The sequence below is a fragment of the Acinetobacter sp. FL genome (assembly GCF_040744925.1).
GTDB lineage: Bacteria > Pseudomonadota > Gammaproteobacteria > Pseudomonadales > Moraxellaceae > Acinetobacter > Acinetobacter radioresistens.
This window is the reverse complement of the sequence record NZ_CP160437.1, coordinates 267,585-281,567: the sequence shown is the minus strand read 5'-3', so window position 1 is coordinate 281,567 and position 13,983 is coordinate 267,585. Positions and strand designations below refer to the sequence as shown.

The following is a 13,983-nucleotide window of genomic DNA, read 5'->3' as shown; positions in this document are numbered from 1 at the left end:
TTGGATAACGTTCTTATCTTCCCTGCTTTGCCGTACACTATAGCCTCATAAAAATTCCTGCCGGTCTTTTCACCGGTTCCATCTTTTATTGCGGTGATGTATCCATGAATAATTTGCAGTGGCTCGATGAAGTAAAATTTAACGATCAAGGTTTAGTACCTGCTATTGCACAGCATCATCAGACTGGCCGTGTTTTGATGGTGGCATGGATGAATCGCGAAGCTCTGGCCCTTAGTGCTGAAAAAATGCAGGCTGTGTACTACTCACGTTCACGTCAGAAACTCTGGCATAAAGGTGAAGAGTCTGGACATTTTCAGACTGTATATGAAATCCGTCTGGACTGTGATGCTGATGTGATTATTTTGCAGATTGAACAGCACGGGGGAATTGCCTGCCATACTGGACGTGAATCCTGTTTCTATCGAAAACTTACAGCCAATGGCTGGGAAATTGTAGATACCCAGCTCAAAGATCCAGAGCAGATTTATAATAAGAAAACACAGAATACGCATACAGCCGTGATGTCTGCATCAAATGCTGAATCCGAACAGGTAGAGATTTTATCTTATCTGGGTGGGATGATGCGTGAGCGTAAAGCAGCTGATCCTGACTCATCTTATGTCGCCAAACTCTACCATAAAGGTTTAAATAAAATTCTGGAAAAAGTTGGTGAAGAAAGTGTAGAAACCCTGCTTGCAGCAAAAGATTTCGCTGCATTAAACAACCAGGACAATCGCAATGATCTGGTCTATGAGACAGCAGATCTCTGGTTCCATACTATTGTAATGCTCGGTTATTTTGATCTTGAGCCGCAACTGGTACTCAATGAACTGGCACGTCGCCAGGGTTTATCCGGACTGGTTGAAAAAGCCAGCCGTCAACATTAAGGCGTTTTGTGTCTATTCAAGAAAAACCTCAAGCCACTTATGAGCAGGCTGTTGCCATAGACAATGCCCGTCTTGGCCAATCCTTTAAAGTGATTGCCTATGCAGGAACAGGTAAAACCACAACCTTACAGATGATCAGCGATGCCATGCCACAAAGGCGTGGCATGTATCTGGCTTTTAACAAGGCAATTGCCGCTGAAGCACAGCAAAAATTTCACCGTAATGTCGACTGCCGTACTTTTCACTCGCTGGCTTTTCGTAGCGTACCGCGTGGTGTGACGGATAAACTGCGTTTACCACGTTTGAGTCCCAGTTTTATTGCTAAAGAATACCGGCTACAGCCTATTACATTACGTCGTTTAATGGGCGGACGCTATGAGAAGTATGTACTCATGCCCAGCCGTCTGGCGAGTCTGGTTGCCAATGCAGTCAGCTTTTTCTGTTCAACCAGTTCGCAATATCCGGCACCACGGCATATTCAGGCTCCAAGCTGGTTACATGCAGATGATATTATTACTCTACAGCAACATCTGTATCCTGCGGTAGAACGGCGCTGGTTAGAATCAATTGATCCTAATCATCAAGCAGGTATCGGGCATGATATTTACCTGAAGCTTTGGGCCTTGTCTGAGCCGTATATTCCAGCTGACTATGTCCTCTTTGATGAAGCTCAGGATGCTGATCCGCTGATGCTTGGAATTTTACTTAAACAGAAAAGTACCCAGGTTATTTATGTGGGAGATGCCCATCAGCAAATTTATGCCTGGCGCGGGGCTATTAACGCCATGCAGCAGCTTCCCTTGCCAGAATCCCGTCTTACCACCTCATTCCGTTTTGGAAACGAGATCGCACAGGTAGCGAACTATCTGCTGGGTGCATTAGATGAAACTGTGCCCCTTCTTGGAAACCCTGAGCTAAAGTCGAGCGTAGTTAACAAGCCTCATATTAAAATGCGGGATGCTATCTTATGCCGGACCAATGCCCGGGCGATGGAGCTGCTATTGGCCGGTTTAGTACATGGAGATAAAGTCAGTTTACAGGCTGACCATCTTAAACTGAATCGTTTTGTCGATGCAGCCAGCCTGCTTAAACAGGGCAAGCGGGTTACCGATGTGCCTGAACTGGCTTGGTTTAATTCTTGGCATGATGTTCACGAATATTGCGAAACTAATGAAGGAAGTGATATTAAACCGCTGGTCAAACTGGTGGATGATCATGGTACGGATCCACTCAAGAGGGCACTAGCCAAAATTACCCCGATTGAACAGGCTGATTATGTGATTTCAACTGCACATAAGGCAAAAGGGCTGGAGTGGAACCGTGTCCATATTGAAGATGATTACCAGTTTAAAATAAATGGACTGGAACATAAAATCAGTGATGAAGAGCTAAGATTACTATATGTCGCATGTACACGTGCTAAAGTGAGCTTAAATATTCATCACATCTATGACCTGATCCAGCAGCTCAAGCTCAAGACTCCTCAAAGTTTGCGCCGCTCCGTGGGTTAACTTATGCCGGGGGCATATGAAGCTCAAGTCTGTCCGTTTAAAACATATCAGCCATTTTACTGACCTACAGCTGGAACTTGATGAGCAGCCACTAACACTGATCATTGGTGATCAGGCTTCTGGCAAAACATCAATCCTTAAAAATATCTATCAGGCACTGACCTGGTTTCCTGCACGCTTAAAAGATCTCAGAACTGCAGGCGTAGTTATTCAGGACCAGGATATCATGCATAACCGGCTACAGGCCAAAGTCGATATACAGGTGAGTCTACCTGCCGAAATTGGTAACCTGGCTGAAAGTAGTAATGTTCAAGCCACAAGCTCGTCTCTGTGTTCATGGCAATTGTATAAAACTCTTAATGCTCAAGGTACAGGCATCAGCAAAGTTGAAACTGTGCAGCTTGAGCAGATGGCCATGTTGTACCAGCAGGCGATCAGACAGGATCCAATGCTGGGTTTACCGCTAATTGCCTATTACCCGACAGAGCGTTTTACCAATGAAACCAATTTGCTGAGCAAAAATATTCCGACTATTTTTCAAGCGGCTTCAGCATACGATCTAGTATCAGTACCCTTCACCACTTTTATACGCTTTTTCGAATGGTTACGTGAAGTCAGTGATGTTGAAAATGCCCGGACTACCCAGCTTTTTCATGAGCTGCTCAAGCAACATCATGCATCCACTATAGAGTTCCAGCATGGACTCTCCCAGCTTCAGACACAGCTCTATGCACCCTGTCTCATTGCTTTAAAACATAGCCTTCAGACAGTCTTACCAGAATTAACCGAGATTTATCTGGAGTATCAGCCCAAATTACAGCTGATGGTCGTCTATGCAGGAAAAACGTTGATGTTCCAGCAGCTCTCCAGCACTTTAAAAACCTGGGTTGCCCTAGTCGGAGATATAGTACGCCGCCTTTGTTTATTAAACCCGCTAAGTCTATATCCATGTCTTGAAGGAGAAGGTATTTTGCTGATTGACAATATAGATGCACATTTAGATTTACAAAGCTCGCACTACATACTTGAAGGTTTGAAGCAGGCTTTTCCAAGGCTACAAATTATTGCTACTGCCAGCCAGAGTGAACTGCTGGAGACCAATCCTTTATACGCACTGCGTTTAGACAACAGGCAATTATATAAAAAGCCAGAAAGTACCACCTGGGCTGGCTTCACTACTCTCTATCAGGACTTAGAGGGACAAGAAATATTACCTGATTCAGCAAATACAAATGAGGCAGCGTGCTCGGCTTTGCCCCAGATTGTTGAGCTGATTAAGCAACTTTCAGCTACAGAATACGAAGAGCTTTTACGTTTGATAAAAAACGGTTCCTATTCACTTCCTATATCTGATGCTGATTTTAAATAAACTTGGTCATGAAACTATTAAACAGGCAATTGCCTTAGCAATATGAAAAAAATCTTGGGATCACGAATGAGTCGCGTATAATAAACAGGCGTAACACATAAGTCTTTGATGTTGTTATTTTCGTGTAATAAAATCAAATTTTACGTAATTTTTTATAGTAAGATTATTGATCGTTTTGCTATAGCATTTTACAAGTTGCGCAATACAACTTGTCCTTTTCTGATTTACATACAAGTTTCGGCTTTCAAGATTTAAAGCTTTGGATATCTCATTGATCTCCTATAAACCCTTGAAAGATAAGGTTCACCTTTAGGTCTTGACCTAATCATGACATGGATACGAGTGTGCTATCGATTATTATACTGCTCCCTTTAATACTTGGCACCACCCTTGTCTCGTGGCTGAAGAGATTCTCGCGCGGGGTAACAGCTTTAGGGGCGATTGGAGTCAGTTTAACCAGTTTTAGCTTATTACTGACTCACGCAAAAAGTATTTTAAATGGTCAGGTTTTTTCAGAAAGCTGGCCTTGGCTACCCGAATTGGGACTGAATCTGAGTTTGCGTCTTGACGCACTAGGACTGATGTTTGCCTTGCTGATTACCGGTATCGGCACCTTAATTTATATTTATGCCTATTACTATCTTAGTCCTAAAAACTCCCTCAGCAAGCTCTACAGTCTACTCATGCTGTTCATGGCAGCCATGCTGGGCATCTCTTTATCTAATAACCTGATTCTTCTGGTGACCTTCTGGGAACTGACCAGTATTTCATCATTCCTGCTGGTCGGTTACTGGAGCAACTATGAAGCCGCCCAGCGTGGTTCACGTATTGCACTGACGATTACCGGTATGGGTGGACTGGCAATGCTCGGTGGTTTTGTTCTGCTTGGACATATTACTGGCACTTATGAAATTGACCAGATTTTAACTATGCGGGAGCAGATACAGCACCATTCTCTTTTTGTACCAGTCTTATTACTGGTTCTACTCGGTGCATTTACGAAAAGTGCCCAGTTTCCCTTTCATTTTTGGCTACCTAATGCCATGGCAGCACCTACCCCAGTTTCGGCCTATTTACATTCGGCCACTATGGTGAAAGCTGGTATCTTTCTACTGGCCAGACTGGCACCTATTTTTGTGGGGGCTGCGCTTTATCATAATATTGTTACCTTTATTGGCCTGTTTACATTAACCATGGCAGCTTTTTTTGCCATTTTTAAAGAAGATCTAAAAGGTCTATTGGCCTACTCTACCATCAGCCATTTGGGGCTGATTGTTTGCCTGTTAGGTATCGGCTCACCGCTGGCTGTTGCTGCTGCTATTTTCCATATTATTAACCATGCAACGTTCAAAGCTGCATTGTTCATGATTGCTGGAATTATTGATCATGAATCAGGCACTCGTGATTTACGCAAATTAAGTGGTCTCTGGCAATTCCTGCCATTTACCGGCACCTTAACCATGATTACCGCTGCAGCAATGGCTGGTGTCCCCCTGACCAATGGTTTTTTGTCTAAGGAAATGTTCTTTACAGAGCTACTGGCTAATCTCTCAGGCCCTGTTGCAATAATTTTTGGCATCATGGCGACCCTAGCCGGAATATTTGCAGTTGCTTACTCTGTCCGGCTGGTTCATGGTGTGTTCTTTGATGGACCGATAAGTAAAGCAGTACCAAACCGCTCACCACATGAACCTCCATTTGGAATGCGGGCACCTGCGTTACTACTGGCCATCTTATGTATTTTAGTAGGTATAGCTCCAGCCTTACTGGTTGAAGATATTATTAACTCAGTTACACGTGCTAGTTTAATGCAACCAGGATTTGAAGGTGCTCATTTGGCCATCTGGCATGGGTTCAACTTGCCACTGGTTATGAGTATCATCGCTCTGGCCGCCGGTGCAGGACTATACTTTAGCTTAGCCAAAAATGGTCGCATCCGCTCAATTGATCTGGACCCAAAACTTGGAAAATTACAAGGCCGGGTACTGTTTGATCTTTTTCTAAAATACCTACTAATCAACTCACGTCGACTTAAACGCAAGACTGAATCAGGGTCATTACAGAATTATCTGCTCTGGATCATCTTATTCAGTATCGCACTGGTAATGACGCCTTTATTTAATCAGGGCTTGACTACTGGAGCACGCGAACTTACTCATGCACCTGCTATTGCTATCGTTTTATGGCTATTACTGTTTTCATCCTGCTGGATGATGCTGTGGTTTCATCATGAGCGTATCAAGGCAGTCCTTATCAGCGGTGCTATTGGCCTAGTCGTCACCATGGTGTTTGTGGGACTTTCGGCACCTGATTTGGCATTAACCCAGATTACAGTCGATGTAGTGACCACCGTACTTTTACTGATGGGGCTGGGTTTACTGCCTCAGCTTACACCATACGAATCAAGCCGGACACGGCGCTGGCGTGATGCTGTGATTGCCATTGTAGCGGGCTTGGGTATTGGCTGGATTACCTGGTTATTATTAACCCGTGACCATGAATCTATTTCATGGTTTTTCCTCCAGCAGTCGCTGCCGCTTGGAGGCGGATCAAACGTAGTGAATGTCATCCTGGTTGATTTCCGTGGCTTCGATACCTTTGGTGAAATTACTGTTCTGGGTATTGCGGCAATTGGTGTGCTCTGTCTGATGGATGGTATGCGAGCACATGGCACAACCATGACTCAAGGCCTGACCTTCCGGTTTAACCCTTCACCGTTGATGTTGCGCTCTACAGCATCTTGGGTATTGCCTCTTGCCCTGGTGGTAAGTCTGTATATCTTCTTACGCGGTCACAATTATCCAGGTGGTGGTTTTATTGCCGGGCTGATTACCGCAATGGCCTTAATTATTCAATACATAGCCTTGGGTCAGGACCAGACTGAACAGATGCTTAAAGTCCGCTCCGGGCGCCTCTACGAAGTCTGGATTGGTGTGGGTCTATTAATTGCAGGTCTGACTGGCATTGCTGCCTGGTTCTGGGCACGGCCATTTCTTACCAGTGCTCACATTTATATTTCTCCACCTGTTCTAGGTGAACTGCACTTAGCTTCTGCTGCGGCATTTGATGTAGGTGTATATGTAACTGTTGTCGGCGCTACCATGCTGATGATTTCTGTATTAGGCGACTCCAGACATTCCAGTATGTCAGGACCGATGCCAAGGGAGTAATTATCCATGATCAGTTTAGAATTCTTACTTGCCTCTGCGATTGGTCTACTGGTTGCTACAGGGGTCTATCTGTTATTAAGAGCGCGTACCTTTCCCGTGGTTTTAGGCCTGGCAGTTATTGGTTATGCCGTTAACATGTTTTTGTTTGCAACTGGTCGTATTCAGCTTAATGCTCCGGCAATTTTGTCACAGACTGTAAGAGTCACAGATCCATTGCCTCAGGCACTGGTATTGACAGCTATTGTGATCGGTTTCGCGACAACTGCTTTTATTGTACAGCTGGCTCTGCGTAGTCGCTATGAATCAGGAACTGACCATGTCGATGCTAAGGATGACCCGTCACCCAATCTTGATGCGCGCGGGGATGAGCCATAATGTCTGATTTCTTAAGTTTCTGGCATGCTCATACGCCAATTTTCAGTATCTTGATTCCGTTATTTACAGCAGTTCTCTTATTGTTGTTAGGAAATCCAGGCTCAGGAGAGTTAGCGCAAGACTGGCGTCAGCCTTGGCGACGCGGTATCAGTTACTTTTCTGCACTTGCCGGGTTTGCTACAGCCATCAGCTATTTTATACAGGCCAGCCAAGGCACCATTACTGTTTATAATTTAAGTGAATGGGCCGCCCCCTTCGGCATTATTCTGGTTCTTGACCAGTTATCTGCCATGATGCTAGTGCTTACCTATACCCTGGCGGTGCCTCTGCTCTGGTATGCCAGCAAGGACTGGGATACCCGTGGACGTTATTTTCATGCCATGGTTCACTTCTTGCTGATGGGGCTGTGCGGTGCATTTCTAACGGGTGACTTATTTAACCTGTTTGTATTCTTTGAAATACTGCTCATGGCCTCTTATGTACTGCTGCTACATGGTCAGGGGAAAGCACGTTTTCAGCTTGGGGTACATTATGTCACGATTAACCTGTTGGCTTCTGCCCTATTCCTGATTGGACTTGGAATTATTTATGGCAGTGTCGGCAGTCTGAATATGGCTGATGTAGCGCGAATTGTACCTTCATTACCACCAGATCAGCATCAACTGGCAGTTGCGGGTAGCCTGCTTCTGTTTGCCGTATTTGCCATTAAGGCGGCGTTACTTCCGGTCGGATTCTGGCTGCCTAAAACCTATGCTGTAGCCACTACACCCGTTGCCGCACTATTTACTATTATGACCAAAGTGGGTATTTATGCCATCCTGCGAGTAAATGGCACTATTTTCGATGATTATTTTGCCCAGACTGCACTTAAAAGCTGGCTTCTACCACTTGCTATTATTACTGCTATTTATGGCACTATCGGAGCAATCGGTGCTGAACGCTTACGACGCTTCGTAGGCTTCATGATTGTATCTTCAATTGGTACTCTGCTGATTGCCATTTCGATGTTTAATACCGAAGCCTGGTCTGCGGCTCTTTATTACCTGGTGCACAGTACTCTGATTGGTGCTGCTTTTTATCTGCTGTGTGGCTGGATAACTTCGCAACGTGGCGAGTTTAAAGATCATCTGGATGTGTCACCAAAAATGAAACAGGACAAGACCATTGCTCTGGTTTACCTGATCATTGGTATGATGATGGCTGGCTTACCGCCATTTAGCGGCTTTTTTGGCAAGCTATTTATTTTGCAGGCAACCGCTAATCATCCGCAGCAGGGAATTATTATTGCAAGCCTGCTGATTGTCAGCCTGCTCAGTATTATTGCTTTTGTCCGGGTCGGCTTCATCCTGTTCTGGCGAGCCACTACACCAGAAATGGACCCACGTGAAATTGCTTTCGAAGCGTATAAGGTTTTACCTGAAACAGCGCCAGTACGTAATGATAAAACCTTATACCTGTTACTTCTGCTTCTGATCCTTTATGTGGTTTTTGCTGCACCGATCCAGCGCTATAACCATAATACGGCACTGCAGATTCAAAATGATCAGGCTTATACAGATACGATTTTAAAACGTGGTCTGCTTAATCAGGTCATCAGTGTTAAACCTTACGATGCCAGTTATGTACCAGAAACAAAATATGGCGGCGAGAATAAAGACCGGAATGCCAATCTGATTCCATTTATGATCAGTGAAAATACACTAGAAGGTGGACACATCTCGGAATATAAATGGCGACAAATTCAGCAACAGCATAGTCTGGAACCTGCTGTTCCGGAAGATGCACAGCTTAAACCCATGGAGCCTTAATTAATGAAGAAATCCATGCATAAAATACCTGTTTTAGAGTGGTGTTTTCCACATCCCTTTGTTTCAATACTGGTAGGTTTAAGCTGGCTCATGCTGGCACATAGCGCCGATGCCGCCAACCTGGCCATGGCAGTTTTACTGGGTATTGTTATACCGAAACTGGTTCAGCCCTTTATTATTCGTACACCGGATATTCACTGGGGTATGGCCTTAAAACTGTTTTTTGTAGTGTTGTGGGACATTGTTACTGCCAATATCAAGGTAGCCATTTTAGTACTTGGCCCCTCACGCAACCTTAAGCCAAAATGGTTTAGGGTACCGCTAGAGAGTGATCACGAACAGGTTAACAGCTTGCTGGCGATGATTATTACTACCACGCCTGGAACAGTCAGTGCGGGCATAGATCAGGAACGTGGTGATATTCTAGTCCATGCCTTAAGTGCCGAAAGTGAGGAGGAAGAAATTGAAACTATCAAGCAACGCTATGAAGCTCCTTTACTAATCATCTTTAATGTCGAGCCAGCTCAAGGAGAAATCGAATGATCTTACCTTATGCACTAGGAATCTGCCTGATCGCGATTATGGTCTCGATGTTAATGTGTCTCTACCGCCTGGTTACAGGCCCATCCATAGTTGACCGGCTACTTGCACTGGACACATTTTTCCTGAATGCCACCTGTCTGGTAGTTGTACTCGGAATTTACTGGATGAGCACTTCCCTGTTCGAAGGAGCACTGCTGGTGGCCATGCTGGGTTTTGTCTCTACCGTTGCACTTGCCCGTTATTTTACCAGTGGCCATGTAATCGACTAGGAGAACGAAATGCAAGAACAGTTCATTATGGAAATACTGGTTTCTTTTTTCCTGGTGGTTGGCTCATTTTTTATGGTGGTTGGGGGCATTGGCATGGTGCGTTTACCCGATTTATTTATGCGCCTGCATGCCCCGACCAAGTCCAGTACTTTGGGCTTAGGTAGCTTCTTGATTGCCAGTATCATCTTCTCGGCATTCCATGGCCGCTTTGGTTTTGCTGAGATTTTAATCACCTTGCTGGCTTTTATCACAGCACCTGTTTCCGCTAATTTGATGGCACAGGCTGCGCTCCATCTGCGTTTACGCTCTAGAAGTGGTGATGTACCGGAAGCACTGGACCGGCCCTTGCCTTGGGAAGGTTATCGACGCCGGGTAACCAAGCGGATTAGAGAGAGTCGAAGAGGAAGAAAAAACACCCCAGATTCTTGATGATTCTATTTCAGAATATTAAGGATCTGGCTGAATCATCAGGTCATGATCAAGGATGGTACTTGACCTGAGATCAGTTACTCACATATTAAATAGATTATTAAAATTTATAACCACATTCTGAGCTTTTAATTTCCAAGCATGTATTGCTAGATAAAGATTAAAATATTTATGGAATCAATCATTAAATAATTGATATAAAGTTCAGCCCAATAATTAAAGAGCCTAATTTATAAACTAAAATTTTCATTTCTGGCTTAACAGAAGCCACCTTTTATAGAATACGAGTAGAACCTGTAATAAAAGAACTTTTTTAATTCTTCACGTTCAAACTTTTTATTTCATATTAAATGATCAGTAATAAATATCAGGTCAGATTTTTACTTTAATAGCGCAATAAATAATTTAAATAAAATAAATTTTTCAATTAAAAAAAGCGGACTTTAAAGCCCGCCTTTTTGCCAAAAATTTTTTTAAAAGAATTCAGAATAAAAATTATTCTTCATCTTCTTTACGCTCAGGCAGGTCTTTCACTGCCTCAGCAATCAGCCCAAACATATAGTTGCCGTAGGCATTAGTCTTGTCATAATGGAAACGCAATCTTGGTGTAATGCGTGTCTTAATACGACGACTCAATTCTTGGCGCAGGAAACCTGAAGCCTTGTTTAGAACTTCAAGTGTCTGCTGATGTGCCTGTTCATTCTGGTCATCAGATAACTCACGACCCATAACTGTGACATACACATCGGCATAACCTAAATCTGGGCTCACTTTCACGGCCGAGATGGTCACCAGACCACCCAGACGTGGATCTTTCAGCTCTTGGCGGATCAGCTCAGACAGCTCACGCTGCACACTGTCGCCCATACGCTTCAGACGTTGACTACCCGCCATTAAAGACTCCGTTTGATTTGCTGAACATCATAAACTTCGATTTTATCGAGTTCCTTGATGTCATTATAACCTTTAACTGCCAGACCACATTCGATACCCGCACGAACTTCGTTTACGTCATCTTTATAGCGGCGTAGAGATTCTAGTTCACCTTGGAATACTACAACGTCATCGCGCAGTACACGGATTGGTTTATTACGATAAATCGTACCTTCCATGACCATACAGCCGGCAGCAGCACCAAACTTGCTTGAACGGAATACTTCACGAACCTGAGCTACACCCAGAATCGTTTCACGATGTTCTGGAGCCAGCTTGCCGCTCATTGCATCTTTTACATCATCAATCAGTTGATAAATCACGCTATAGTAACGGATATCAATTCCATCAATGTCAGCTTTCTGACGTGCTGTGTTGTCTGCACGAACATTAAAGCCGAGTAGTACCGCTTCAGAAGATTCAGCCAGTGTCACGTCAGATTCAGTAATTGCACCTACACCTGAACCAATGATACGTACTTTTACTTCATCTGTAGCCAGATCGGCCAGCGCCACATGCAAGGCTTCTAAAGTACCTCGTACATCTGTCTTCAGTACCACGTTTACTACAGGCACATCTTTCTTGCCCATAGACGCCATGATATTTTCCAGACGCATTGCACTTTGACGCTCAAGACGTTTTTGGCGTTCACGGTCCATACGGGCATCAGCAACTTCACGGGCTTTTTTCTCGTCATTCACCACAAGAACTTCATCACCCGCCATTGGCGCTTCTGGTAGACCCAGAATTTCTACCGGAATTGAAGGACCTGCAGATTTAATCCGTTTACCGTTTTCATCTGTCATGGCACGTACACGGCCATAAGATGCACCGGCAAGAACCAGATCACCGACATTAAGCGTACCATTTTGTACCAGGATCGAAGTAACTGCACCACGGCCCTTATCGACACGCGCTTCAATAACCACACCTTGCGCTGCACCTTCTTCAGAAGCTTTGAGCTCCATCAGCTCTGCCTGAATCTGGATCAAGTCAAGTAACTCATCAATCCCTTCACCACTATGTGCAGAAACTTTGGCAACTGGTACATCACCACCCCATTGTTCAGGCACGATTTCTTTAGCGGTTAATTCATTCAGTACGCGGTCCGGATCAGCCGATTCTTTGTCCATCTTGTTGATTGCAACAATAATCGGTGTTCCTGCAGCACGTGCATGATCAATTGCTTCTGCAGTTTGTGGCATGACACCATCATCTGCTGCAACGACCAGCACAACAATATCAGTCGCCTGTGCACCACGTGAACGCATTGCGGTAAAGGCAGCGTGTCCCGGAGTATCCAGGAAAGTGATAATTCCCTTGTCGGTTTTCACATGGTAAGCACCGATATGCTGGGTAATTCCACCTGCTTCACCGGCAGCCACTTTCGAGCGACGGATACGGTCAAGCAAAGATGTTTTACCATGGTCAACGTGACCCATAATTGTCACGACTGGAGGACGTGTAGTTTGAGCACCACGAGCCTCTTCAGCAGCTTCTAGCAGGTTATCTTCCGCCTGTGTATCAGAAACAAGTACCGGATTATGGCCCATTTCTTCTACAACCAGGGCAGCAATTTCCTGATCAATTGCCTGGTTCTGAGTTACCAGTTCACCCATTTTCATGAGTGACTTGATCACTTCACGTACTTTAACTGCCATTTTCTGTGCAAGATCAGCCACCACGATGGTTGAACCGATCTCAACATCATAAACCTGCTTTTTAACCGGTTTTTCAAAGCCATGTTTATTGGCCTGACTGGTTTTTAAACCACGTTTATGCTGATTCTGGTTAAATGACTGCTCTTCTTGACCACGACGACCACCTTTTTTCGGTGAACGTGTATTATTGGTATTGGTACCCCGCTTGATTTCACGGTCTTCTTTAGCAAATGAATCTTCATATGCCTGACCAACCAGACCTGCCGCGAGTGGAGAATCATCTACAACACGAATAGTTTTGGTGGCATCTTCATTTGAATATTTGGAAGCCATCTGACGCATTTGTTCAAGCGTACGCTGTTGTGCCTCTTCAGCAGCCTTGCGACGCGCAGCTTCTTCAGCCGCTTTTAATTGTGCTGCCTGCTCTTCACGTGCTTTACGCTGCTCTGCAGTCTCGGTTGGTTTGACTACCGGCTTAACAATCGGCTTATTGGTTGAGCGTTTTTTCACCACCACTTCAGCTTTTTGCGGGCTTTTCGCAGTTTCCTGCTTAGCTGCTGCACGCATTGCTTCCAATGTTGCATTCGCTTTATTTTCACCACTAAGTTTTTGCCCGTCATTTTCCTGACGCGCTGCCTGTTCAGCTTTTTGACGTGCAATCATGTCAGCACGCGCCTGCTCTTGCGCATCAGCTTTAGCGCGCGCTTCAGCAGCAATCTGTTCAGGGTTCGGCTTAGTAAAAGTATGTTTTTTACGTACTTCTACATTAATCGTTTTCGCCTTACCTGAGGTACTGGCCACTTTAGCCGTGCTAGTTGTTTTACGTTTCAACGTGATTTTTCCTACGCCACTATCCGCTTGCCCATGTACTTTTTTGAGATGACTCACTAGTACATCCTGCTGCTCGGTAGTAATAATATCTTCAGCCTGACGCTGTGGTAAGCCTGCATCGCGAACTTGCTCTAGGAGCTTTTCTACAGGACGACCTACGCTGAGCGCTAACTCTTGAATCGACTTGTCCGTCATAT

Annotated in this window: 11 protein-coding genes; 9 read left to right on the top strand and 2 right to left on the bottom strand. The window is 44.6% G+C overall.

Translation table 11 applies throughout. From position 1 onward, the window contains the following. The first annotated feature begins 104 nt into the window (after positions 1-104). From hisIE to ABZP31_RS01265, 9 genes are all read left to right on the top strand, one after another. A complete protein-coding gene (gene hisIE, locus ABZP31_RS01305) occupies positions 105-887 on the top strand; it encodes a bifunctional phosphoribosyl-AMP cyclohydrolase/phosphoribosyl-ATP diphosphatase HisIE (protein ID WP_248134782.1) in 783 nt (260 codons plus the stop codon). A gap of 8 nt (positions 888-895) precedes the next feature. Beyond that, on the top strand, positions 896-2,398 hold the full coding sequence (locus ABZP31_RS01300; RefSeq protein WP_248134779.1) for a UvrD-helicase domain-containing protein: 1,503 nt from the start codon (positions 896-898) through the stop codon (positions 2,396-2,398). A gap of 16 nt (positions 2,399-2,414) precedes the next feature. Then, positions 2,415-3,767, top strand: a complete 1,353-nt coding sequence (locus ABZP31_RS01295) for an AAA family ATPase (RefSeq protein WP_248134777.1) — start codon at positions 2,415-2,417, stop codon at positions 3,765-3,767. A gap of 332 nt (positions 3,768-4,099) precedes the next feature. Beyond that, positions 4,100-6,937: a monovalent cation/H+ antiporter subunit A gene (locus ABZP31_RS01290; protein ID WP_248134775.1), complete on the top strand. Its 2,838-nt coding sequence runs from the start codon at positions 4,100-4,102 to the stop codon at positions 6,935-6,937. Between the two features lie 6 nt (positions 6,938-6,943). After that, positions 6,944-7,312 carry a Na+/H+ antiporter subunit C gene (locus ABZP31_RS01285; RefSeq protein WP_005016960.1) on the top strand — a complete coding sequence of 123 codons (369 nt, stop codon included), beginning with the start codon at positions 6,944-6,946 and terminating at the stop codon, positions 7,310-7,312. Continuing rightward, positions 7,312-9,120: a monovalent cation/H+ antiporter subunit D gene (locus ABZP31_RS01280; RefSeq protein ID WP_034672275.1), complete on the top strand. Its 1,809-nt coding sequence runs from the start codon at positions 7,312-7,314 to the stop codon at positions 9,118-9,120. Before ABZP31_RS01285 ends, ABZP31_RS01280 begins: the two co-directional genes overlap by 1 nt. 3 nt (positions 9,121-9,123) lie before the next feature. Continuing rightward, on the top strand, positions 9,124-9,663 hold the full coding sequence (locus ABZP31_RS01275; protein ID WP_005405911.1) for a Na+/H+ antiporter subunit E: 540 nt from the start codon (positions 9,124-9,126) through the stop codon (positions 9,661-9,663). Next, positions 9,660-9,932, top strand: a complete 273-nt coding sequence (locus tag ABZP31_RS01270; RefSeq protein ID WP_005016968.1) for a monovalent cation/H+ antiporter subunit F — start codon at positions 9,660-9,662, stop codon at positions 9,930-9,932. The genes ABZP31_RS01275 and ABZP31_RS01270 overlap by 4 nt, the downstream gene beginning before the upstream one ends. A gap of 9 nt (positions 9,933-9,941) precedes the next feature. After that, positions 9,942-10,361, top strand: a complete 420-nt coding sequence (locus ABZP31_RS01265) for a Na+/H+ antiporter subunit G (protein WP_005016970.1) — start codon at positions 9,942-9,944, stop codon at positions 10,359-10,361. A 495-nt stretch (positions 10,362-10,856) separates the two neighbouring features. On the opposite strand, the gene ABZP31_RS01260 is transcribed toward ABZP31_RS01265, so the two are convergent. Both ABZP31_RS01260 and infB read right to left on the bottom strand, forming a co-directional pair. Continuing rightward, positions 10,857-11,255 (bottom strand): ribosome-binding factor A, encoded by a 399-nt coding sequence (locus tag ABZP31_RS01260; RefSeq protein WP_005016973.1) that lies wholly within the window; start codon positions 11,253-11,255, stop codon positions 10,857-10,859. Beyond that, a complete protein-coding gene (gene infB, locus ABZP31_RS01255; RefSeq protein WP_005405706.1) occupies positions 11,255-13,981 on the bottom strand; it encodes a translation initiation factor IF-2 in 2,727 nt (908 codons plus the stop codon). Before infB ends, ABZP31_RS01260 begins: the two co-directional genes overlap by 1 nt. Positions 13,982-13,983: the final 2 nt, after the last annotated feature.